Annotated in this window: 24 protein-coding genes and 1 pseudogene; 21 read left to right on the top strand and 4 right to left on the bottom strand. The window is 70.3% G+C overall.

Annotated elements, in window-relative coordinates:
- The first annotated feature begins 56 nt into the window (after window positions 1-56).
- From ABZS66_RS22775 to ABZS66_RS22700, 16 genes are all read left to right on the top strand, one after another.
- Window positions 57-329 (top strand): hypothetical protein, encoded by a 273-nt coding sequence (locus tag ABZS66_RS22775; RefSeq protein WP_354760680.1) that lies wholly within the window; start codon window positions 57-59, stop codon window positions 327-329.
- Window positions 326-655: a hypothetical protein gene (locus ABZS66_RS22770; RefSeq protein WP_354760678.1), complete on the top strand. Its 330-nt coding sequence runs from the start codon at window positions 326-328 to the stop codon at window positions 653-655. Before ABZS66_RS22775 ends, ABZS66_RS22770 begins: the two co-directional genes overlap by 4 nt.
- Before the next feature lie 44 nt (window positions 656-699).
- Entirely contained in the window at window positions 700-951 is a 252-nt protein-coding gene (locus ABZS66_RS22765; protein WP_354760676.1) for a hypothetical protein, read from the top strand.
- Window positions 952-1,079: 128 nt separating this feature from the next.
- Entirely contained in the window at window positions 1,080-2,246 is a 1,167-nt protein-coding gene (locus tag ABZS66_RS22760; protein WP_354760674.1) for a hypothetical protein, read from the top strand.
- Complete coding sequence (locus ABZS66_RS22755) at window positions 2,246-3,181, top strand: DNA-processing protein DprA (RefSeq protein ID WP_354760672.1); 936 nt, start codon at window positions 2,246-2,248, stop codon at window positions 3,179-3,181. The genes ABZS66_RS22760 and ABZS66_RS22755 overlap by 1 nt, the downstream gene beginning before the upstream one ends.
- Window positions 3,165-3,683, top strand: a complete 519-nt coding sequence (locus tag ABZS66_RS22750) for a hypothetical protein (RefSeq protein WP_354760670.1) — start codon at window positions 3,165-3,167, stop codon at window positions 3,681-3,683. The genes ABZS66_RS22755 and ABZS66_RS22750 overlap by 17 nt, the downstream gene beginning before the upstream one ends.
- 158 nt (window positions 3,684-3,841) lie before the next feature.
- Complete coding sequence (locus ABZS66_RS22745; RefSeq protein ID WP_354760668.1) at window positions 3,842-5,089, top strand: monooxygenase; 1,248 nt, start codon at window positions 3,842-3,844, stop codon at window positions 5,087-5,089.
- 20 nt (window positions 5,090-5,109) lie between these two features.
- Window positions 5,110-5,865: a hypothetical protein gene (locus ABZS66_RS22740; protein ID WP_354760666.1), complete on the top strand. Its 756-nt coding sequence runs from the start codon at window positions 5,110-5,112 to the stop codon at window positions 5,863-5,865.
- A 59-nt stretch (window positions 5,866-5,924) separates the two neighbouring features.
- On the top strand, window positions 5,925-6,212 hold the full coding sequence (locus ABZS66_RS22735; protein ID WP_354760664.1) for a hypothetical protein: 288 nt from the start codon (window positions 5,925-5,927) through the stop codon (window positions 6,210-6,212).
- 303 nt (window positions 6,213-6,515) lie between these two features.
- Complete coding sequence (locus tag ABZS66_RS22730; protein WP_354760662.1) at window positions 6,516-7,916, top strand: hypothetical protein; 1,401 nt, start codon at window positions 6,516-6,518, stop codon at window positions 7,914-7,916.
- A 376-nt stretch (window positions 7,917-8,292) separates the two neighbouring features.
- On the top strand, window positions 8,293-9,258 hold the full coding sequence (locus tag ABZS66_RS22725) for a hypothetical protein (protein ID WP_354760660.1): 966 nt from the start codon (window positions 8,293-8,295) through the stop codon (window positions 9,256-9,258).
- Window positions 9,259-9,484: 226 nt separating this feature from the next.
- On the top strand, window positions 9,485-10,096 hold the full coding sequence (locus ABZS66_RS22720) for a hypothetical protein (RefSeq protein WP_354760658.1): 612 nt from the start codon (window positions 9,485-9,487) through the stop codon (window positions 10,094-10,096).
- Window positions 10,093-10,641, top strand: a complete 549-nt coding sequence (locus ABZS66_RS22715; RefSeq protein ID WP_354760656.1) for a hypothetical protein — start codon at window positions 10,093-10,095, stop codon at window positions 10,639-10,641. Before ABZS66_RS22720 ends, ABZS66_RS22715 begins: the two co-directional genes overlap by 4 nt.
- Window positions 10,642-11,418: 777 nt before the next feature.
- Window positions 11,419-11,598: a hypothetical protein gene (locus ABZS66_RS22710; RefSeq protein WP_354760654.1), complete on the top strand. Its 180-nt coding sequence runs from the start codon at window positions 11,419-11,421 to the stop codon at window positions 11,596-11,598.
- Between the two features lie 187 nt (window positions 11,599-11,785).
- Entirely contained in the window at window positions 11,786-12,823 is a 1,038-nt protein-coding gene (locus ABZS66_RS22705) for a M23 family metallopeptidase (protein WP_354760652.1), read from the top strand.
- A gap of 92 nt (window positions 12,824-12,915) precedes the next feature.
- Complete coding sequence (locus tag ABZS66_RS22700; RefSeq protein WP_354760650.1) at window positions 12,916-13,251, top strand: hypothetical protein; 336 nt, start codon at window positions 12,916-12,918, stop codon at window positions 13,249-13,251.
- Between the two features lie 576 nt (window positions 13,252-13,827).
- Here ABZS66_RS22700 and ABZS66_RS22695 read toward each other — a convergent pair.
- Complete coding sequence (locus ABZS66_RS22695) at window positions 13,828-14,931, bottom strand: hypothetical protein (protein ID WP_354760648.1); 1,104 nt, start codon at window positions 14,929-14,931, stop codon at window positions 13,828-13,830.
- 704 nt (window positions 14,932-15,635) lie between these two features.
- Between ABZS66_RS22695 and ABZS66_RS22690 the strand changes: the two are divergent.
- The 3 genes and pseudogenes from ABZS66_RS22690 to ABZS66_RS22680 all read left to right on the top strand — a co-directional run.
- Window positions 15,636-15,886: pseudogene (locus tag ABZS66_RS22690) on the top strand (transposase); the annotation flags it as partial.
- Window positions 15,887-16,419: 533 nt separating this feature from the next.
- Window positions 16,420-16,698: a hypothetical protein gene (locus ABZS66_RS22685; RefSeq protein WP_354760646.1), complete on the top strand. Its 279-nt coding sequence runs from the start codon at window positions 16,420-16,422 to the stop codon at window positions 16,696-16,698.
- Window positions 16,691-17,068, top strand: a complete 378-nt coding sequence (locus tag ABZS66_RS22680) for a CopG family transcriptional regulator (RefSeq protein ID WP_354760644.1) — start codon at window positions 16,691-16,693, stop codon at window positions 17,066-17,068. The genes ABZS66_RS22685 and ABZS66_RS22680 overlap by 8 nt, the downstream gene beginning before the upstream one ends.
- Before the next feature lie 335 nt (window positions 17,069-17,403).
- Here the strand turns inward: ABZS66_RS22680 and ABZS66_RS22675 are convergent, their stop codons facing one another.
- The 3 genes from ABZS66_RS22675 to ABZS66_RS22665 all read right to left on the bottom strand — a co-directional run bounded on the left by ABZS66_RS22675 (window position 17,404) and on the right by ABZS66_RS22665 (window position 18,640).
- Entirely contained in the window at window positions 17,404-17,811 is a 408-nt protein-coding gene (locus tag ABZS66_RS22675) for an excalibur calcium-binding domain-containing protein (protein WP_354760642.1), read from the bottom strand.
- A gap of 388 nt (window positions 17,812-18,199) precedes the next feature.
- Window positions 18,200-18,418: a hypothetical protein gene (locus tag ABZS66_RS22670; protein ID WP_354760640.1), complete on the bottom strand. Its 219-nt coding sequence runs from the start codon at window positions 18,416-18,418 to the stop codon at window positions 18,200-18,202.
- Between the two features lie 57 nt (window positions 18,419-18,475).
- Window positions 18,476-18,640, bottom strand: coding sequence for a hypothetical protein (locus ABZS66_RS22665; RefSeq protein ID WP_354760639.1), 165 nt, complete (start codon window positions 18,638-18,640; stop codon window positions 18,476-18,478).
- Window positions 18,641-19,092: 452 nt separating this feature from the next.
- Between ABZS66_RS22665 and ABZS66_RS22660 the strand changes: the two genes are divergently transcribed.
- Window positions 19,093-21,615 (top strand): hypothetical protein, encoded by a 2,523-nt coding sequence (locus ABZS66_RS22660; protein WP_354760637.1) that lies wholly within the window; start codon window positions 19,093-19,095, stop codon window positions 21,613-21,615.
- Between the two features lie 58 nt (window positions 21,616-21,673).
- Window positions 21,674-23,161, top strand: coding sequence for a hypothetical protein (locus tag ABZS66_RS22655; RefSeq protein WP_354760635.1), 1,488 nt, complete (start codon window positions 21,674-21,676; stop codon window positions 23,159-23,161).
- Window positions 23,162-23,192: the final 31 nt, after the last annotated feature.

Here is a 23,192-nt window from a genome sequence, read left to right as displayed (position 1 = left end):
GCAGGTTGATCATATGCGGGGCCGGGAAGCGCCCCCCGAGGGTGGCCGGCGGCGACGTGTACGGGCTCATCGACTGGGACGACGCACCGGTCCTGATCGTCGGGGTCAGCGACGAAGCGGTCAAACGGGAAGCGATCCGGGTCTTCGCGCAGACCGTCGCCAACGTCGGGAACCTGGCCGAGGACGACCCGGACTTCGTCTGCCGTTATCCGCTGCCGGACCCCGACGGCCCGATCGCCGTCATCGACGGCTGGCTGGACCTGCTGCGCCGGGCGACGGCCATCCCATGGTTCGCCGTCCTCGACGACCAGGTGGTGATCGCCCAGTGACCGAACCTCCCCACCTCGGCAACTTCGGCTGCCTCGGCGGCCTGGCCGGGCCGACGCTTCCGCCGCTCACCGATCAACCCGTCCAGCTGGGCCAACGGTCGATCGGCGCGCACCGGGTCACGGTGTGGGCGGATCGACCGGCGCGCGGACTGACCCGGATCATGCTGACCGACACGGCCGGACATGGCTGCGGCGACGCCGTCCTGCACGGCGACACCCTCACGGTCACCCTGCCGGCCAGCTGGAGCAGCGTCGACCGGACGGCCGCGACGTGCATGATCTCCCGCTTGGTCCACATCGGGCTCCGAGGCGAGGTGCAGCGATAGCCGCGGTCTGCTGCACCCCTGACGGTCACGAGCAGATACCGGCGGTGGCTGTTCTCGGCTACTACGGGCAAGGCGCGATCCTCGGCGAGCCGCTGTGCATCAACTGCGCCGCCTGCCGGGTGCCCGGCTGCGGCCGGCCCGGCGACGTCTACGACGCCGACGAACGCGAGCCGTACTGCCAGCGGCACGCCGAGCAGTTCCCGCCAGGGGAGGCGCCGCACGGTCCGGACATCGTCGAGCTGGGCTCGGCCCGCCGCGCCGAGCTGCTCGCCGATCCCGACACCTTCACCGCCTAGGTTCCATCAGCTCGTCCGCCCCTTGCTTGTCGAGGCGGCGGCCTCACCTCGTGCCTACGGGCAGGTTGGGGCCGCAGCGGGTCCCAATCTGTCCGCCGCCACGAGGCGGGGATAGGAGGGCCACACTGATGGCCAAGCACAACCCCTCGGCCGCGAAGGCCAGGGGCAAGCACACACCTGGAGTCGAGCAGCTCAGCGTCACGAACACTCCGAAGGTCGAGCGGTCCCGTCGCAGCGACGGCGATCGTGATGCGCTGCTGGCGAAGATCAAGGCGGACTTCGACGCGCGGCTGGCCCGGATGGCTGCCGAGCCAGCGCAGTGGATCGAGTTCATCGATCGTGTCGCCGTGTTCGGCGCCCGCTACGGGCTCGGCAACCAGATCCTGCTGCTGGTCCAGGCCGAGGAGCGCGGCATCGAACCCCGCTACTTCCTGCCCTACGGCCGCAAGGACGGCTCGACCGGCTGGAGGGCTCACCGACGCTACGTGCGTGCCGGGCAGACCGCGTTCAAGATCTGGGCGCCGATCACGCGCCGACCGACCGAGGAACAGGCCGCCGAATGGGAGGCCGCTGGCCGCACGCTCCAGCGGGACACATCCGGCCGCCCCGCTATCCAGGTCGTCGGGTTCCGGCTGGTGAACACCTTCGAGCTGAGCCAGACCGACGGTGAGCCGTTCGAGCCGCCCACGGTGCTGGTCCGCCGACGGGTCCAGCAGCGCGGCAACCGCCCGCAGTTGCTCGTCGGCGACGACCCGACCGGTGTCTTCGACGACCTCGTCAAACTCATCAAGGACGAGGGGTACACCCTCGAGCTGGTCGCGCCGCGCACCGGCTACCTGGGCGGCGCGAACGGGGTCACGGTCCGGCGTCAGGGCGTCCGGCTCGTGCAGGTCCGTGACGACGTCGACCCGGCGCAGCGGACCAAGACCACCCTGCACGAGCTGGCACACATCCGCTGCGGGCACCTGGACGCCGCCGTGGTCGGCGAGGACGTGCATCGCGGCCGGGGCGAGACCGAGGCCGAGAGCGTCGCCCACATTGTGCTGCGGACCCTGGGCATCGACAGCGCCGTCTACTCCGACGCCTACGTGTTCGGCTGGGCGGGCGGCGGCCTGGACCTGGTCAAGGAGTGCGCCGAAACGGTGCTGCGGGTGGCCAGGCAGATCCTGGCCGACCTCGCCCCGCCCGGCGACACCACCGACGAGTCCGAGCCGGCGCAGGTGGGACCCGGCGAACCGGATCCGGTCGCGGTCGAGCTGGCCGGCGCTACGGCGGTCGGGCGGGTGGCTGCGTGATGGACACCTACGCTGACGAGCGGTTCGCGCGGGCCACGCTCGGCTGGCTGTGCGAACCCGGCGACGCCCGGCTGCGGCAGCTGTTGGCTGATCACGGTCCGGTCGAGACGTTCGACATGCTGTCGCGGGTCGGTGTGCCGTTCGTGCCCCGGGCGGAGATCCGGCACCTGTGGGCGAAACGGTGGTGGGGCGAGGCGGCCGTCGCCGTCGAGGAAGCCCAGCGGGGCGGCGGTCGGGTGGTGATCCCAGCCGATCCCGACTGGCCAACCGGACTGCGTGACCTCGACGGCGGCGAGCCGGTGTGCCTGTGGGCACGCGGGCCGGCCCAGATTCCACGACAGCCGGCCTCGGTCACCATCGTCGGGTCGCGGGCCAGCAGCAGCTACGGCACCACCGTGGCGGCGGACCTCGCCGCCGAGCTGACGGCCCGGCACTGGACGGTGGTGTCCTCCGGCGCGCTGGGCATCGACGGTGCTGTGCTGCGGGCCGCGCTGGCCGCCGAGGGTGACGCGGTCGCGGTCCTGCCCTGCGGGCTCGACCAGCTGCATCCGCAGCAGCATCGGGGGCTGTTCGAACGTCTCGCCGAGGACGGCCTGTTGCTCAGCGCATGGCCGCCCGGAGCCCGCCCGACCCTGGAGCGGATGCTGGGCAACCAGCGGCTGCTGGCCGCACTCACCGCTGGCACGGTCGTGGTCGAGGCGTCGCTGCGCAGCCGGGCGTTGCAGGTCGTTCGGCAGGCCGTCGACCTGGGCCGTGTCGGCATGGTCGTGCCCGGCCCGGTCACCTCGACCATGTCGGCCGGCTGCCACGAGCTGCTGCGCACCGACCCGCGCGTGCGGCCGGTCGCCCATGCCGGCCATGTCCTGGCTGACCTCACACCGCAGCGCGTCGGCGAGCCGGACGACGGTGGTGGTACCGGTGACGGCGACGCCTGACATCCCGGCGCACCTGGCCGGGCGGCCCCGCTCCGGCGGGCTGGTCGTCCCGTGGATCACCCCGGCCACCCGCGGCGGGCTGTACCTGTTCGGCAAGGTCACTGACCTGGCGCAGTACCAGTGCCTGACCCGGCGCCTATGTCAGGTCTGCGGCCAGCGGCTCGGCGAGCGGGTGGTGCTGTTCGCCCGGGAGTCCGACCTGGTCTACGCGTGCACGGCTGAGCCTGCGGTCTGCCCGCCGTGCGCGGCCTGCAGCCGCCGGGCCTGTCCCATGCTCGCCGGCCGGCGCTCCCAGTACCGGGCCAGCGGACACCCGGCCCTGACCGGCGTCCCGCCCGCCGCGGATCAGCTGCTGCGGCAGGCCGCATCCGCAGAGCCGTGGTACGCGGTCTGGGTTCGCGACTACGACGTCATCGATCACCCGGCCCAGCCGGGCACGCTCGCCGCGTCGTGGCAGCGGATCCCGCCGCTGCGCATCCGGCCCCTCGCGGCCACCGCCTGACGGCACAGACGGCACGCCCCATTTCGGCGCGCCTGCTCCTACCGGCGCCACCTTCCGGCCGATGCCCGGCCACCACTGTGCGTTCCCGCACATCCCGGGCACGGCCGCCACGGCCGTGCCCGGGTTCCCCGACTCCCTGTTCTGGAGGAACCCTGACCATGCGCAGCCCACACCAGCAGCAGCACACCAACACCCAGCCCGACCGGGCGCACCGGACCAACCGGCGCACCACCGAGTCATCGAGCGGACCCCGGATCGCCGTCATCGGCGGATCACTGACCGGTCCCACGGTGGCGCTGCTGCTCACCCAGGCCGGCTTCGCGCACGTCAACCTCTACGAGGCCACGCCGGCCAGCACCACCCTCGGCGGCGGTCTGATCTCCCTGGAACACTCCAGCCTCGGCATCCTCGACCACCTCGGCATCGAGCAGAATGAGTACGTCCATGTCCCGTCGGAGACGATCTGGCAGACCCCGGTCCACAACCGGGTCCTCGGCGACCCGACCCGCCGCGCTTACCCCGGCCGGTTCACCACCTGGACCCAGCTCAACCAGGCCCTAACGTGCCGGATCCCCGGCGACATGGTGCACACCGGCGCCCGGGTGATCGGGCTCACCGAGCACGGCCGGTGTGCGCTGCTGCACTTCGCCGACGGCCGCACCGAACCCGCCGACCTGGTCGTATTCGCCGACGGGCGGGCGTCCGCCGGCCGGAACCTCCTCGACCCCGGCCGGCGGCTGCGATACGCCGGCTACGTCGGCCACCGCGGCACCGTCACATTCAACCCCACCGGCATGGCCGATTTCTGGCGGCTGGAACCCGGCCCCGGCATCCAGTTCAACATCGCCCCGATCCCCGACGGCGCCGACTGGACCTTCTACCTCAACACCACCCCCAACCAGTACGCCGAGATGTTCGGCGCGGCCCCGCACCGGCGGCTGTTCGCCCACCCCCGCCACGTCAGCGACGCCGCACGGGCGTATGTCGACGGCCACGCGGTCTGGCACCTGCCCGACCCGTACGCAACCGCCGTGCACTGCACCACCGCCCGCGCCGCATTCCCCGTCATGGACATCGACCCGCCCGCCCGCATGGTCTGGCCCATCGGTGACGGCTTCGCCGTCCTGCTCGGCGACGCCCTCGCCCCGGTCCGGGCGCACACCGCCCGCGGCGCCAACAACGGCATCGAACAAGCCGACGGACTCGTCACCGCCCTGTGCCAGCACCGCCGGCACAGCGCCGACCTCGGCACCGCCCTCACCGGCTGGCAACGCCGGCACCTCCACGCAGCCGTCGCCGCAGTCCGGCTCGGACCGGCCATCGGCGCCCGCCTCGGCCTCGGCGCTGCACCGACGCTTGGCGGCGGTGCGGCGGTGCGTCCATCGGTCCTGGCTGGTGCCCGATGACCGCGCCGGTACGGCACGTCGTGCAGTTCTCCGGCGGCATCGGGTCGTTCTGCGCCGCACTGCGCGTCGCCCAGGCGCACGGCACGGACAACCTCGTGCTGCTCATCGCGGACACCAGGGTTGAGGACCCTGACCTGTGGCGATTCGCGACGCAAGCCGCAGAACACATCGGCGTGCCGCTGACCGTGGTCACCGACGGGCGGACACCGTTCGAGGTCTTCACCGACCGGCGGTTCCTCGGCAATAGCCGACTCGCGCCCTGCTCGATCCAGCTCAAGCAGCGGCCTTGCCGCCGCTGGCTACGCGAACACACCGACCCCGCCAGCACTGTCCTCTACGTCGGGATCGACTGGACCGAGCTGCGCCGCACCTACGCCATCGAGGCCGGCTGGCGGCCATGGCCCGTGAAGTTTCCCATGTGCGACCCGCCGCTGCTGTCCAAAGAGGACATGCTTGCCGAATGCCGGAGGCTCGGCATCGAGCCGCCGCGGCTGTATGGGCTGGGATTCAGCCACAACAACTGCGGCGGGGTGTGCGTCCGCGCCGGGCAGCGTCAGTGGCTGCACCTGCTGCGGGTCTTCCCCGATCGGTTCCACGCCGCCGAACGCCACGAACAGCAGCTACGTGACCAGCTCGGTGACGTGGCCATCCTCCGCGAGCGGCGTGGCGGTATCAGCCGTCCCTTGACGCTGCGTGAGCTGCGGCGTCGCCACGAATCCGGGCACCCGGCTGGGCAGACGCCAGCGCACCCCGAGACAGGAGGTACGCGTCCGTGACCGCAGCCGATCCGCAACCTGTCCGCCCAGCGGCGGTCGCCGCCGTTTACCGGTCGTACGTGGCGCTGTTCCGCAGTCCCACCGACGCGCTGCTGGACTTCGCCCAGCGGGCCGGGATCGCGGTGGCGTGGCTGGACCGTGAGTACATCGAAATCGAGCGCGGCGGCACGCTCAGCGACCCTGAATGGGCGGACATCGCCGCTGGACTCGACAGCTACGACGAACACTGCTGCTACAGCGTCGACCTCAACGCGTCGTTCCTGGATCAGCTCTTCGCCGAGGCTGGCATACCTCGATATCCCGCTGACGACCCTGCGCCGCCGCCCGGCCCGGACCCGGACAGCTGACCAGCCATGCGACGGGAGCGGCCGTCCGCCGGATCTGACCGGCATCCACCATCTCGTCGTGCTCGAGGCCCGGCGTCCGTCTGCCGTGGCGCCGCCTGCACCGCGCAGGGCCGGCGTGCCGTTCGCCAGTTCACGTGTGCGGCGGTGGCCGAGCGACGTGTCACGCACCCGCCGACCAGGTCGGCGGTCTGTCCACCTGGGTCCGGCAGCTACTAGATCCAGCCACTCACCCATCTGAACCCCCTTCCGGGGATGGACTGCGCCGGCCGCGTGCCGCCTGCCCCGGGGTTCGACTCTGGGTGGGTGACGCGGCCCGGCGTGGCGCCCCGGCCATCGACAGAAAGGATGCGAGCCATGCTAGAGCCATCCGCGCTGATCGAGTCCATGCTCGGCGCCATCGCGTTGCGGACGGAAGCCGCCGAAGGCGTGCGGGCAATCATGCAACGGGCATCGGAGTTCCCCAGCCCACTCGCGGCGAACCTCACCGGTGTCGCCCTGGACCCGAACGGCCGTGGCTACGCCGATCAGCTGCTAGACACCTACTGGGCGGACGAGACGCAGCAGCAGCACCTCCTGCGCTCCACCAGCGATGACCGGGAGGTCATCATCGGCAGCGGATTCCACGCGGCCGTGTACGCGGCGGTCCGGGTGCTCGGCGGGTTCCCGAGACCGTTGGTGCTGGAGCGGGACAGCCGGGCCGGCGGGACATTCGCGATGACGGCGCGGCCGACGTTCTACCTCAACTCCCGCAACCGGCCCGGCACTGCCGGGCTGGCCGGCGACCAGTCGGCGAGTCTGAACTACCTGCCGGGCGCATTGATTCAGGCGGCGAACGTGTCGATGCTGGAGTACCAGACCAACGCCGACATGGCGTTCGTGATCCGTCTCGCGCTGGCCCAGTTCGCCGACGTGGTCACCAACGCCTCGGTCGTGTCGGTCTCGCCGGACGGGCCGGGCGTCGGGATCGAGCTCGTCGACCGTGCGCCGCTGACGGCGGGACGGGTCATCGACGCCCGCGGGGTGGGTGATCCCACTGACCAGGCCATGGCGACTGGCACCACAATCGTCACCTTCCCGCAGTTCATGCGGCGCATGGGCGGCATGTGGCCGCTGCGGGGGCTGCGTCGGGTCGCCGTGGTCGGCAGCGGCGATTCAGCCAAGTGCGCCGTCGAATCCTGCCTGGGCATCGCCCCGCAACCGTTCATGGCCGCCGCCGAGCTGGACAGGGTGGAGCGCATCGACTGGTATGCCGACGCGTTGCCGACGACCTGTGACGTGTGGCAGGAGGCGATCCGCGGCAGATACCAGGCGATCGGCCGTTACCTGCGGCCGGACCGCTTCGGCGTCCAGCGGCTCAACGTGCTGGAGCGTCGGGCCCGGCCGGTCGCGTTGCCCGGCGCGGGCCTCATCGATGCCCGCGCATACGACCTCGTCGTCCTGTGCACCGGCAACCGTGAGACGGACATCGACGGCCTCGCGTACGACGACTGCCGGGAGTACGTAAGCGCCGGCGGCAATCTTATTGCCTGCCGGCACGACAACATGCCCGTGTTCCGCGTCGGTCCGCACGCACGACTGCCCTTCACTGCGCAGGAGCGCGCTGACGGGATCGCGGACATCGCCGCGAACGCCGTGTCGATGTTCCGGACAGCGACCAAGACGGCCGCGTTGGCGGCAACCCTTCCCGCGGCACAGGCCGCATAGTCCCTGGACACCTGCGCCGACGGAACCCCGCCTGGGCCGTGTCAGCTGGGCCGTGATCTGCGCAGGATCGACGACATCCGGGTCGACACGGCCGCAGCTGGGCCGCGCAGCGCACAGCGCTGGCGGCATCGACCACCCGCAGCACCATCAACCTGACCCACGCGCGCGGCGGCGTCCGGCAACCCGCCGCGGCGACCTGCCGGGTTCCCAACGCGGCGCTGACCCCGATCGGCGGCGCCGCCCATGCATCAGCCGCTCCCCGCATTGGGGCATCGCAGCCGACGGCAACCCACAAAGCCCCCACGGAGCTCGGCCAAGTCCGTGGGGCCTGGATGCGGTGCCCCGATCCGGCCACGACGAACAGGAGGACCCTCACGTGGCCAGAACCACCATCTCCGAGGCATTGCGCGCGATGCAGCACCTGCGCACTGCGGACGGCGGCCGGCTCACCGGCATCAACCTCATGGACGAGGGTTGGCGTATGCCGGCACTGCGGTCTGCGGCGGCGGGATGGCCGACCGGCCTCACCGCGCTGCTCGCCGTCGACACCGCCGGCACGGTCACCGGCGACACACCCGCCTACCTTGTCTGCTCCGACGGGATTCCGGTGTGCTGGCTCACCTACGACGGGATCACCGTGACCGCAACGGGCGGGCTGTCCCGCAACCAGGCCGTGCACCGAGACCTGGCGGTGGCAGCGCTGGCCGGCGTCGCCCGTCACGCCCTGGGCCGGTTGGCCGACCTGCGTGACGTCCGCGACGGCCGGCCCGACGACGCCGACCCTGACCAGCGCAACGACCGCCACGGCATGGCCCGGGTCGCCAACCCCGAATGCCCGGCCCGTGCCTGGTGGGTCCCGGTCGGCGCCGCCCTGCCGCAGACCCAGCACCGCGTCAGGACGGCCACCGGCACCGACGACCCGTTGATTCTGGCGGCGCACGGGTACGGCACCTACGGCCGGCAGGCCCACCGGCTCCAGCTCGACCTGCTGTGCGCGATCAACGCCGCCGCCGAGACCCACCGGGTCGCCGGAAACGTCATCGGCGACTGGCTCGCCGGTGAAGGCGGCCTCACCGCGGACCCGCTCCCAGCGGACGAGATCGTCACCGGATTCGCCGAGGCGTTCATCGGCGTGTTCAGTCACGAACTGGCCTACACCACGACCCGGATCGCCGAGAACGGCTGGGAAGCGGTGCTGCACCAGGTCGGTGCGTTCGAGTTCTTCGACACCGCCGCCTACCAGCGACACCTGTTCAACCACGAGGTCCGCGCGATCACCAACAGCTGCACCAGCGGTGGCGGCAGCGGCGGCATCATCGTATGCCGCCGGCCGCGGTCATGACCCGTCGCTGCGTCGCGCTTCGCCCCAGGCGACGCACACCTGTGTCACCGACCCCGCAGCACGTCGCACACGGCCCGGCCGGCGCATCGCCGGAGCCGCTCACCATTATCGAGCGACCTGCCTCGGGGCCGTTCCACCGCACCGTGCCTGCGAGACCCGAGCACACGGACTCATCAGCGGGGCGGCGGCGTCAACCGCTCGCCCGATCACGAAAGGGAGCCCACACGTGACCACAGACATCGCCGGGCGCGACCCGGCCGCCGCGCAGCACTGTCCGGTATGCCGCCCCCAGCCAGGTGTGTACGGGCTGATCCAGTGGGGCGGCGCTCACACCCCGACGCTCATCGTCGGCGATACCGTCTCGGCGGTCCAGCGTGCGGCGGTCCGGCTCGTCGTGAGTCGTTCCACCGACGGCCGGACCCCGGACGACCAGGCCGTCAACGTGGTCGCACCCGGCCCGGACGCGGCAGACAGCGCCATCTCCGCGTGGCTCGCCGGGCTGCACGCAGCGACCACCGTTGTGTCGTTCACGCTCTACGACGCTGCCGGCAGCAACCTCGTCGGCGTTCCCAGCACGCAGCAGGACGGCGACGCGCTCACCGGCGGGCCGGCGGGCCAGCTGGTCGTCGACGGTGAACTGATCGAGGTGTGGGCCGAGCCGCTCGACACCGGTTTCGTGCGGATCGACTTGTGCACGACCGGAGGGGTCGGCTGTGGTGAGGCCGAGCTCGGCAACGGGTTGTTGCGCATCGAATTGCCCGATGCCTGGTCTTCGGCCGACAGAGCCGCCGCGGCGTGCGTCGTCGCCCGGATCGCGTTCGCGGCGGGTGCCGCATGACCGGCCAGGAGGCGAGGCGCCGCCGGCGGCGCGTGGTGGTGTTCAGCCACGACGGCCTCGTCCGCGACGTCGACCCGGACGATGCCGGCCGCGGCCGGGGCGCGGCCGATGCCGACGGCCGTCGGTATGTGGCCGGGGTCGTTGGGGTCGCCGACCTCGAGCCGGGTGTCATCTGGGTCACGCAGGCCGTGGCGGCGGCGATCTGCCGGCATCACGAGCAGCTGCGGGCGAGAGCCGTGGCCGCGCTGGTCCTGAGCGGGGAGGCGTACGAGGACGCGATCACGTTCACTGACGAGGTGCTGCCGCGGATCTGCCTGTATGACGAGCACCTTGTGTGCGACCAGCGGCACCTGGCCGGCGACCGGGACGTCATCGTCGCGGTCGCAGCCCAGGACGGCCGGTACCGCATCGGGCTCGGCCAGCGCTGGTACCAGGTTGACCCGCAGCACTGCGACCTCATCCTCGACGAGGTCACCATCCCGGCGCCCACAGCGAGCAGCACGCTGCGCCGGACGAGACCTCCAGGCCGTCGCCGCCGGCGCTGAGATGGTGATCACCGACGACAGCGGCCGGTAGCTGCGGGTCCGTCCACCGGCGGCCGCCGTGTCAGAGGACGGTTGACCGGCCGCAACCGCAACCGCAACCCCAGCCGCGACTTACCGCCGGGCAACTCACCACCTTGGTGCTGGAGCATCTGCGTAGCCACCGCGGCTTGACTTCAGCCCGTACGAGGTGGCGAAGGTGCTGCACGGTTCCCACGGCACGATCCGCCGCGTCCTGCTGCGCCAGGCCGCGGCCGGCACCGTGATCCGCACCTGGCAGCGGCCATCCGGTTCCGCATCACCGCCTGATCCACCACCACCGGCACCACGATCGGCTGCACCACCCGCTCGTCGACGGACACCCCGATTGGGGGCGCGTCCCGGCGGGACGTTAACGCCCATGCGGGCCCAGCGTCCCGGAGCTGGGGCGCTGGGCCTGCGCATTCTTCGCAGGAGGAACCCGTGAACCTGACCTCGTCGACACCGGCGGCTGGTGCGCGATGACCCACACGGCCCGCCCGGCGACGGCACGACCGGCCGGGCCGCCGAGCACGCCGCCTGGACCTTGTACATCATCGCCGCGCTTGGCGCGCGCCTCGGCCAAATCTGGGTCGGCGTGCAAATGCCCCCTGGCCTGACGGTCTCGGCTGGTGGTGGCGCGCCGTCCTGGTCGCCCTGGTCGCCCTGTTCGCTGTCGTCATCGACCTCGGCGGTGTCGTCACCTCCGCATTCGCCGACTGGCGGCAACGCCTCGGTGAAACCGCATACGGCTGGCGGACGTTGTCCGCCAGCTCGGTCACCGTCGCCGTCGCCGTCGCCGTCGACGTCCTCGGCCACCGCGACGTGCCCTGCCTCGCCACCGTCTTCGACGGTCTCGGTGTCTTCGCCTACGCGGTGTGGCTGATGCGCAGCGCCACCCGCCGCCGCGACGCGCTGCGTACCGCCGGGGAAACTCGCTGACACGCCCCCAGGCCTCGCCCACTGGTGGCGGGAATCGGCGATCACCCGCCGCACCCGATCCCTCGCCCTCACCCCCCGACTCCCGCTGCACGAATCCCTCGACGCCGCCCGACAGCAACTGCGGGACGAACGGAGAGCCATCTCGAAGGGAAGCCATCATGCCCGCACAGTCTCAGCGGGAGCGGTCGTGACCGGCCGCGCGCTCGCATTCATCGTCGCCGCCGTCCTCGGGGTTCCGTTCCTGTGTGTTGCCGGGCTGCTGTCGATCACCGGGGTCGCGTCGGGCTGCTCGATGCCGACAAGTCCGGACGGCGGCGTCGGCCGGTACGACGCCGAACAGGTGCACCATGCGCAGGTCATCGTCACCGTCGGCGTCCAGTCAGCGGTTCCTGTCCGCGGTCAGGTCATCGCGGTGGCCACCGCGCTGCAGGAGTCCGGGCTGCGCAACCTCGGCAACCTCGGCGACCGCAACGACCACGACTCGCTCGGCCTGTTCCAGCAACGACCGAGCCAAGGCTGGGGCACCCCCGCTCAGCTGGTGAACCCTGAGTACGCCGCAGCAGCGTTCTACCGCAAACTCGTCAGCATTCCCGGCTGGCAGATGATGCCGCTGACCGTGGCCGCCCAGGCCGTCCAACGCTCCGCCTACCCGGACGCCTACGCCAAATGGGAACCCGATGCGGTCGCCCTCGTCGAGGTCGTTGCGGGCCGGCTGCCCGGGTCCGGCAGCCCCAGCGAGGCATGTGCGACAAGCGGCGGCTGGATGCGGCCAGTGCCCGGGGCGATCGTGTCCGGGTTCCGTACCAGCAGTCGGCCCGGTCACGACGGCGTCGACATCGCCGCGGCCAGGGGCACACCGATCCACGCTGCCGCGGCCGGAGTCGTCATCCGCGTCGCCTGCAATGCCCACACGCGCGACGGCAGCCCACACTCCTGCGACATTGACGGCCATCCGGTCGACGTCCTGGGCTGCGGCTGGTACGTGGAACTGCGTCACCCCGACGCCACCGTCACCCGCTACTGCCACATGCTGCGTCGTCCCCACGTCGAGGCCGGCGAGCAGGTCACCGTCGGCCATGTCATCGGCCAGGTCGGCAGCAGCGGCCACTCCTCCGGGCCACACCTGCACCTGGAAACCCACACCGGTCAACCCGCCACCAAAACCAACGCCGTCGACCCGATCCGACTCTTCGCCCAGCGCGGCGTCGACCTGACCGCCCCGTAAACAGGTTCGGCCGCCCGGCCTCCGGTCGCATCACCGACCGGGTCAGTACCGAGCCTGTGCACCGGCGATCCGCGCCAGCCGCTGGGCTCACAGTGAAGGAGCCCGATGCTGGCCGTCACCGTCTACCCAACAGCGACGCACGCTTCACCACCCACCAGGACGGCCACAACCTCGTCGCGGTCACCTTCAACCGGCTCCCGACCGGCGCAGGATGGGAACCGGCGGCCACCGCCGAGTGGGCGTTCCACACGTTCAACGCCGGCCTCGTCGCGCTGGAGGCCGGCCGGGGCCCGGTCGACGGCGAAACCGTCTTCCTTGCCGCCTGCACGTACCGGCTGCCCGGACACCGCTCGCTGTCGGTCGGCGACGTCGTTCGCGTACCTGACAGCGACAGCCACCAATGGCTCGTACGCACACCAATCGGATAGCGGTGTATTGCCGAGCCGCGCACTACGACCGGTGCAGAGCCCTAGACGGCAAAGGTGTATGCGCAGTTCGACGCGCTACGTGTCCGGTCCGACCCTGCGTCCAGCGTCTTCACCAAGGACCAGGTCGGAGGCGCAGTAAGCCATGGACAGCTCGTTGCCAGCTGTCACGCAGTGACGGGCTGCCCGCCTCACCGGCGGGCGGATGCCGGAAAGGTTCCGGCTCGAGGCGAGAATTCCGGCTCTTTTTCTGCCCACATCAACTACAGTGAGTGGCTCTGTGACTACAAATGGCGACCAGCTGGCGGCATGGATTCCGCCAGGCGAACCGCACATGTTCGTTGGGCTAAACCGAAATGATCTTGGCGTGGGTTCGCGTCCAGTTCGAACATGCGGTGACGCAGGGTGACAGCTGGAATTTCGCGGAGCATGACACTCGGGCACGTCGCGGCGGCTGCTGCTGTAATGCAGCGCAGGGCGGCAGCCTGGCTGCACCGCTTCGCGACAGATGCGGACGTTCGATCATGTCACGTAGTCGCACTCACGAGACGGTGGCCGACCCGTCCACAGTGGACTCCGTCAGGCGTCTGTGATGGTCTCGGTCGCATCGTTCCAGCGCCAGGGCACGTGATCCCCGCGCAGGTGCACCCCACCGATCCACCGGTTGATGCCGTTGAGCGTCACGTGGTCCGCCGTGCCGGCGAGCACCCGTGCTCCCATGTCGGTCAGGCGCAGGCTGGTTTCGCGGTCAACCGGACGGTCCGCCGGCTCGGCGTGAAGGAGCGGGATCCGGGTGTGCGTCATCCGGTCCATCATGGCGAAGGACCAGGTGTCCCCCAGGTACGGGCGCGTTTCCCGCGCGGCGGCGCGGACGAACGCCGTGCCCGCCGCAGCTGCGCCGTCGGCGACCGCGGCCAGGATCCGCCGTTCGGTCAGCGACAACCCGTCGCGGGTCGACGGGTACTCCCTGCTGAGCCGGTCGAACGCCTCCCCCAGGAACCGCAGCTCACTTGAGCGACTGCCGGCGATGGCGGGCAGACCGTCTGGCGTCGGCGCCCGGAAGGCGGCCCACGCATCGGTAGCGAGCTGGAGCGCAGCGGGGGTCAGCCGCGCGCACGCGTTCGTGGCAGGCAGGTCGCACAGTTGCTCGGCGGTCAGGTCGCCGAGACCGCCGAAGCAGGCGATGCCGGGGTGTTCACCGATGCAGATCAGCGTGACGCGCTGCGCCGGCACGCCGAGGTCAGCGAGGCGAGCGAGGATCTGGATGATCTGGAGCTGGTCGTACAGGTCCGCTTCAAACCACAGCACGTACTCGCTGTCGCGGTTGGCCGCCAGGGTCCGGTCCCGCTCGGCGAACATGTCGGAACCCTCCGCGCGGTCGTCCACGTGCGCCCCGACCAGAAAGGCGGCTCTGATCTGGCGGAGCTCCTCCGGACCCACCGCCGGCACCGGCCCCTCGTGGAGCGAGTCGCGCCAGTACAACACCCGGGACGCGAGCCCGGTCCCGGGCAGATCTGTGCAATCGCCGTTGCTCACGTGCAGAGCCGCCAGCATCGCCCGGTCGGCGGGCACCGGTAGGCCCGACTGTTCGACAAGGACGTGGCTACGGGCGATCGCGTAGGACTCGCCGGTCTTGGCCATTCGGGCGCGCACCCGTTGTTTGAGGTCGGCCTTCTTGGTCATCGTTCGTCTCCCGCGGCCCGTCGCAGGTCCCCCAGCGACCGGTGCGGCGGACGCACGATCGACAATGAATCCCCGGCCGAGAGGTGGACCTCCCTTTGCCTCCTAGGGTGACCCGGCTGGGGCGGGTCGCCGGAGGTTGGGCGCGGACGGACGCCCTCGGCCAGGATACACACCCCGCCGGAGGTTGCCATATCAAACATAAGCGGATGTACGGACGGCCCCCGCTAGCGTTCCCACGCCGTCCTGCCTAGCCAGCCGGGTGCACTGTTGGGGCGCCGACGCGCGTCCACTTCGGCAAGCGCGGTGCGGGCCGGCGCGGCTCCGTCGCTAGTGAGCTTGTGGCAGCGCCTCTCGGCGCGTCAAACATCGACCTTGTCCACGACTTCGTCTCGGACTTCGATCCAGCCGATGGATCGAAGTCGGGACAGGATCGGATAGACCGTCCCCCGGTCCGAGGCCTGTGTAGTCGCAAGTCTGGAGACCGTAGATCTCCTGTGCCGGATCGTGCAGGTACGTTTCGGCGAACGCGCGCAGCACCGCCTGAGTTTGGGCGGTCATACGCGGCGTCGATGTCATTATTCGACGCGGTCAACGCTCGTCGAGGATCCTGCGCACCCCTGGTCGGTATCCGGCCAGGGGTCACCGTTGGGCTCCCATCGGACACCGTTATCGCCCGGGTACGGCTCGGCAACCGCGGATACGCGCGCCGTCGCGGGATCAGGGTGTGCATCCCGAGCAAGGCCGACCAGGACGCCCACCGCAAAGCGAAAGGGTCCAAAGGCGGGCGTCCGCCCGCCTTTGACCCGATCGTCTACCGGCTGCGCCATGCCGTGGAATGCGGCATCAACCAGCTCAAACAACACCGCGCCATGGCTACCCGATACGACAGCTCGCCGTCCGCTTCGAGGCCACCGTCACCATCGCCGCCATCAACCAATGGCTCCGGGCGTTATGAAACGCGGCCAGGCGGCCGGGACGAAAGCGGGCGGCTCCGGCCGACAACTGCTTGTACCTAGTCGATGCCCCTCACAGTGATGCCGGCCTGCGCGGCCGCCGGCAGCCACAGAAGCACGGTGGTCGTCGCCACGGTGAGCGCGGCGAGCAGCCAACGACGCATGCGTCGAGTCATGGGAGATCCCTTCCATCGAAGTGATGTGATGGCAGGGATTCGAGCCCCGACACGAATCGGATCGGTGGACCCTCGACGACGCCCCGGCAGGGACCGATGCAGGGTGCCGGTCTCTCCCGACTGTCACCCCATGCCGTACGGCCACCTGGTGAGGTTCTCAGCGCAGCCGGTGGTTCACAGCGACAGCTGCCGGCCGGCTGCGTTTCCCGCATGAGCCGGCAGCAGGCGCACGAACCATTCGGCCCGAAATCTGCCATATCACATTCTGCAACATGGCAGATTTTGTGCACAACGTTGTCTCGCGGACGCCACCTCGAAGACCGCTACCAGCCTGTTTACAATTCGTATACAGTGACAGCGTGGGCTACGAGTGGCTGCCAGGCCTCATGGCGATCCTCAATGGCGTCGAACCGCACGAAGTCATCCAGGCACTCGACAACCCACACCGCTGGCCCCACCCGATGCGCGACCAGTACGGCCGAGCATTCGTCGCCATCTGGGCCCGCACCCGTACCGGGCGACCGGTCATCGTCACCATCCGCCTCCTCGGCGGATTCGACGCCCAGATCGTCGCCGCACGGCCCATGACGCCCGACGAGACCGCCCACCTCGAAACATGGGAGCACAACCATGAGTGACAACTTCGACCTGCAAAGCCTTGCTGAAACTGAACGCATCGGCCGGGAGCACGCCGCCGGCGAACTCGACCTACAGCCCGTCACCGACCCGGCCGAAGCGGCCCGCCTCCTCGCCACCATGCCGCCACCCGGAGCGCCGGTATCGGTGGTGGAGTCGGTGCGGCTGCCGTACGACGTCGACGAGGCCATCCGCAAGGTCGCCGCAGCCCGCGGCGTCAGCGTGTCCGCGATGATCCGCGAGTGGATCGTCAAGGGCCTCGCCGAGGCCGACGACGCCCCGGACCCGCTCGCCGAGCTCCGCCACCTCGGCGCGGCCGTACAGCGAGTCGCGGACCGGCTCGCCTCCCGCGAGCACCGCGACGCCGCCTGACGTGACAGATCCGGACGACCCCGCCCACCGGATCGACGACGCCGGTAGCGGGCTCGCACATTCCGCTGCCGGGGAACCCGGGGAGTTAAATCCGGCGACATTGAAGATGACGAGCTCGCCGACCGAGCGCGTATCTTCCTTTCCGAAGCGTGGACCGAGTTGGAACGGCAGCGAGTGGTGCCCCGTCCACGGCACGCCCATACGTGCAAGTGGGCCGCGACTATGAGGGCACCTCCCTGATGGGCCTGAGCAGCTACCGCCCGCTTGTGGAGGCAATCGATGTGTTGTCGCGGCGATTCGCCCGGATGCACGACCGGCCTACGTGCGGAGGCGGCTCACGTCTCGCAGGCAACCCCGTCGCCGTCGCGGTCCAGCCCTGCCCGGTAGCCCGGCTGACCCCGGTACAGCGGGGCCTTACCGGCTGCTCTCACCGCAGCACAGTTGGCGTAGTAGACGGACGCCGGCCCGGTCGTCTTCGGCGCTGGGGGTTTTGTGGTCTTCTTCGGCGCGGCTGTCGTCGTCTTCGGCCCGCCGGTCGGCACACCTGCCGCACCTGGCACACCGCCAGCGTCGGCTGAGACGGCCGCGGCGACCGACGGTGACGGCGACGGGGATGGGCTTGCCGACGTCGACGGTGATGCGGCCGGCTGCCCGCCGCTCTTCGCCGGGGTCTCGGCTGGGCCACACCCGGCCAGGGCGAACAGCGTGGCGGCGGCGACGGCAAGCAGACGAGTGCGGGTCATCGTGGCATGGTCCACCCGGTGGTTGCCGGAACGGATCGACCGTGCGGGCTGGGATGCGCGCCGATCACGGGAAACGTCCTGATGAACGGCGTCGGGGCGTCGCCGCAGGGTTAGGGCGGGTGTCGGCGGGTAGCGGAGGTGATGCCGGCGGGTGGGCGGCGGGGTTCCCCGCTTGCCTGTCCCGGAACGGGTGGGCCGTCCGGCGGCGTAGGGTGCCCGGTCGGCGGGTTTGTGTGCGGCATGCAGAGATTTCCGCGCCCGCACACCCAAACACTCCATCGATACCGTTAAACGTAATGTAGGGCCGGTGTGGCGACAGGTGGCACCCGCCGGGACCACCGCCTAACGCAGCACGGCCGTGGCCACGCCGACCCGCCAGATCCCGAGGTCAGCTTCCCAACGTCATGAGGTTCGAGACGGCCTGCGTGACGAACCCAACGGACTCGGTCCGCCCTGCTTCCCGCTCGGCGCGGTGCGCTTCGACCTGGGCCCGGATCTCCTCGTCGCTGCGCCCGTACCGGGCGTCGTGGAGCAGCATTGCCTGCTCCCCCAGGTGCATCAGCGACTTCATGCCCTCGATCAGGACGGCCCGCGACCGCTCATCCATGTCCGCAGGTGAGGGCGTCGAGGGCGCGGCGAAGCGTCAACATGTCGGGATCATCCTTCACGTCGACGAACATCTGCTGGGGTCCGTGTTGGCGTCGACGAAGGCGATGTCCGCCAGCGGGCCGCCGCGCATCTCCCGGTGATGGCCGTCCATGACCCGGTCGACGAGGAGGGCGAGTGCCTGCCGCGACGGCTGGGACAGCGGCGAATCGTCGGCAAGCATGCGGCCCAGCTCGGCGACAAGGGGATGCAGCGGCGGGGTGCAGATGGTGCGTTGGTCTCCCCCGCCATGCCGGCCATCAGCTCGTCGGGGCTCACCTGCAGGGCGTTGGCGAGCTTCCGCACGTTTGTCGACGTCGGGCCGGTAGCTGGCGCTGCTAGTTAAGTTAGTTGGTGGCGTCGGCTGGACCAGAGATCGTGGATGCTCGTGCGCCGGAGGGTTCGCCTGCCGACGATGCCCAGTCGTGGCCAAGCTGCAGTGCTCCGGCGTTGACGCACGAAGGCGGCGCCGACCACGTGATTGCATTTCACCTGCCGTGTGACCGGATGTGATGGATTGTGACCGACTGTGGGCACGCACCCCTGACGGACGCGTCCGTTGCCGCCCTAGCGTCACGGTGTCGGCCAAGTTTGGGCCAGGCGGTGCGTCCCTGCGGCATCTGAGGTGATTAGTCAATGAAGCTGGCCCGTCGAGCTGCATGGCAGTGTGCCTGCGGTGTGCTGCTAGTGGCAGCGCTAGGCGGTATGCCGCCGCTGTTGTGGCGGCTGCAGATCGCCGTAGTGTCAGCCATCGACTGGATCGCAATCGCTGACCGGCCACTGCGTGCAGCAACGTTGATGCTGGTGATGATTGCGGCCGGTTGGTTGCTGTGGGGCTGGTTGCTGACTGCGACGGTTCGGGATGTTGCCGATCTGGTACGTGGCGCTGCGGCGGCCCGGCCGAGGCTTCCGGTGCCGTTGCATCATGCCGTGGTCGCGATCGGGGGCATCGTCGGCACACTTGTGCAGCCTGCGCTCGGGTTCGCCGACATGTTGGCGCAGTCGACGGCCGTCGCATCCAATCAGGGACATGTGGAGGTGCGCCCGACGTATCCGGCCGCGACACCCCCCGCACGCGCCGTCGTCCATGCCAACCGGATGGCGTTGGTTGCCGCGGACCAGGCCGGCCTGGGTGGGAACGGACCGGCCGTCGTAGAACAGTCCGTTGGCGGTGCTCCGCTGACTTTGACGTACACCGTCCGGCGGGGTGACTATCTCGCCCGTATCGCGGCGGACCAGCTCGGTGACGCCGGGCGGTGGCCGGAGATCTTCGCCATGAACCGCGGTACCCGCTTCCCCGTCGGTGGCAAGCTCACCGACCCGGACGTGATCTATCCGGGTTGGCAGCTGCGGTTGCCCCGCATCCAGCCGGCCACGCCGCCAGTCGTCGAGGTCCCACCACCCGCAGATGCAGGCCCGTCGAGTCATGGCGACGACAACGAAGTTGGACCCGCTCCGACCGGCGCATCGCCCAAGACTCCGTCGTCGCCTGACGCACCGGAGGTCGCTGCCAGCGCTGCAGTCGATGGCGACCGTTTCGAGGCTGGTGATGAGTCGCTGTTGCCGTGGCTGCTGCTGACCGGTGCCGCAGTCGCGACAGTGGCAGGCGTTCGGTATGTGCGCCGACGTTCCACCAGCAGGCCGGGCACGCCCGGCGGCGGTCCTGCGACGGGTACTGCCGTAGCCGGTCTGGACCGCGAACCGGTCGCACCGGCGAGCCAGGTGCGCGGCCGACCCAACCAAGGTCGCGATCGGAGCAGCTCGACTGGACCGTCAGGCCAGCCTCCGCTCGCGGAGGCGGTCGTTGATGCGGACCGGTCGCCGTGGGCGACGCCTGCGGGTAGGCACGCAGGCGCAGTAGCCGAGGCGGCTCGTGCAGTGATTGCCGCATCGCTGGAGGCGCGTGCGGTCGACGGTGAGCCGTCGGTGATCGTCCCGGCCGCCACGTTGGTAGCCCTGACAGGTGTGCGGGCGGATGTCGCCGCGAATTCGGCGGTGACCGTCACTACCACTGCTGCGGAGGCAGTCACTGCTGCGGAGCTGCAGGTCCTGCGCCGGGCCCGGCACGTCGCCGAACAGGACCCGGACGCTGCCGTCGATGAGGTGAAGGGCGTCGCTGATCGGTTGCCGCCGCTCGCGCTGGTCGTCGAGTCAGGTGACCCGGCTGTCCGCGGCCGGGTCGAGGCGCTCCTGGCGCAAGGTGCCGGGCTCAATGTTGCGGGCTTCGTCCTCGAAGCTGCTGCGCCCCCGCTCCGTGAGGGCCTCGTCGAACATGCATCGTCCGCCGTCATGCCGGAGGCTGCCGACGTGAGTCCGGCCGGTGACCGTGCGGTGCCGGCCGGTCGGGTGAAGGTCCGCATCCGAGTGCTTAGGGAGGTCGCCGTCCTCGACGCCGCGGGCGAGGTCGTCGGTGGGATGCGGGGGCACGCCAAGGAGCTGTTGGTGTATCTAGCTGTCCACCGTCGTGGGGCAAGACTGCCGGACATCCTGGAGGCGATCTGGCCGGATGCCACCGTCACCAGGGCTGGTCAGCGGCTGTCCACTGATGTTGCCAACCTGCGCCGATCGATCCGGCTCGCCTGCGGCGACGCCACGATCCAGCCGGTGCTGAACACCGGCGGCCGTTACCACCTCGACCCCAAGCTGCTCGACGTGGACTTGTGGCGCTTCACCGACGCGCTCACCGCGATCGCGGCCACGGCCGACCGCTTCGACCGGGCCGATCTGCTGCGTTCGGCGGTCGGCGTACATGCTGGTCCATTGGCCGGGGAGCTGGCGTATGCGTGGGTCGACGGCGCTCGGGAGGCGTGCCGGCGTCAAGGGATCAAAGCCAGGCGTGACCTCGCCGCCCTGGTCGCCGCCGACGACCCGGCGGAGGCGGCGGACCTGCTGGACGCGGCGGCGGAGCTCGACCCGGCCAGCGATGGCCTCGCCCGGGAAGCGATGACCGCCTTCGCCGGGCTCGGTGTGGCTGAACGGCTCGAGGCACGCTGGCGTCAGCTGCATGCTGCCCTCGCCGAAATCGGTGAATCGTCGGAGGCCGCGACGACGACGCTGTACCGGCAGCTGCACGCAGAGCTCCGCACACACCCTCACGAGCGCCCGACGGCCGCCACCGATCCGGCACCGGCCGAACGGCTCGACGGCAGGAGGACGTGATGATCCGCGCCACCATGGCAGTGCTCGCGACGTCCGGCGCGGCTAGATCCTGCTCCGGATGGGTCCGATGATCCCACTGCTTGAGCCCGAGCTCATCGCTGAACTGTCGGGGCTGGACGATCCCGGACGGCCGCAGGCGATGGGTGACGTCGACCGTGAGCTTGACGCGGCTGTGCACACTGCCGGGATCATGCGGCGCGTGTTCTATGTGGCGGTGCTGGTCGTCGCGTTGTACGGCACCGCCACCGGCGCGGTCGCCGCGTTTGAGCTGCCGTGGTGGATCGCGGCCGGCGGGATCTTCGCGTTGGAACTTGGCGGCGTGGTGTTCCTGTCGAACGCCGACCTGCGCCGGCGGGTCGGTGAGACCGCGGCGGCGTCCAGGCTGCTCGGTGGCATGATCGCGGCGGCCGCGGCGACGTTCAACCTGGTGACCCACGACAGCCGGCTCCTCGGTGGTTTCTTCGCGCTCATGAGCGGGCTCGGGTTCGCCAGCTGGTGGCTGGACGTGGAGAACAAACGCCGCGATCGTCTCCGCGCGCACGGGCACTTGCCGCCGCCGAGCCCCAAGTACGAACTGTGGAGTCACTGGATCCGGCACCCGATGCTTACGATCGAGGCACGCGCTCTGGCCAAGGCGCACCCGGCACTGGGCGTCTACGGCTCGCTGCGTGGAGCGGTCATCCTGCGCCGGCAGCACCGACGCAACTCCGCCCTTGCGGGTGCGCTGCGGACACGGATCCGGACGGCCGTTGGCCGCGATCTGGCCGACATCGCCGTCCTCACGCTCGACCTCGACGAGGTGGCCCGGCGGCTACGGGCCACCGCTGACTACGACGGGCTCACCGCGATGCTCGGCAGTGAGCTGACGGCTGAGCAGCTGCTCGCAAAGCGACACGGCAGGGCGAGCGAAGCAGCAGACGCACATGACGTGGCGCGGGAAGACCACCGTGGAGTGGTTGCGGACCGGGCCGATCCTCGTGGCGACGGGCAGTGCGGCCACGAGTTGGTGGCGGGCGCGACGGACGCCGACGCGTCCGGGTCGGGGCGGGTGCGGGTTCGTATCCTCGACGAGCTGGCGATCATTGATGACTGCGGCAGCCGGGTCAACGGGCTGCGTGCCAAGAGCCAGGAACTGCTGGTCTATCTTGCGGTCCATCGCGAGGGCGCGGCGATTCCAGACATTCTCAACGCGGTGTGGCCTGACGTGGACACGCACCGCGCCGGTCAGCGGCTGTCGACCTGCGTCGCCAACCTTCGTTCGGTCCTGCGCGGTGTCATCGAAGCCAGCACTGACGGAGCTCAACCGTCGGCGGGCGCAGCATGCGATCCGGTGGTCAACACCGGGGGCCGGTATCGGCTCGACCCGGCCGTCGTCTCGCTCGACTATTGGGAGGCTCTGGATGCGCAACGTTCCGGGTCGGCGTCCGCCGCTGGGACCGGCGGTCTGGCGTTCCGAGGTCAGGTGGCCGTCGAGCCAGGCAAGATCATGGTTGGGGTGTACGGCTACCCGTGGATGGTGGAGCTCGCGGACGACCTGAGCGGTTAATCGCAGAATCGGCGGCGATCGTTGTCGATGC

Origin of the sequence: Dactylosporangium sp. NPDC005572 (assembly GCF_040605515.1) — a bacterium.
In the GTDB taxonomy this organism is placed as follows: domain Bacteria; phylum Actinomycetota; class Actinomycetes; order Mycobacteriales; family Micromonosporaceae; genus Dactylosporangium.
Note: the sequence above shows the minus strand (reverse complement) of the source record. Positions and strands in the feature narration are given on the sequence as shown.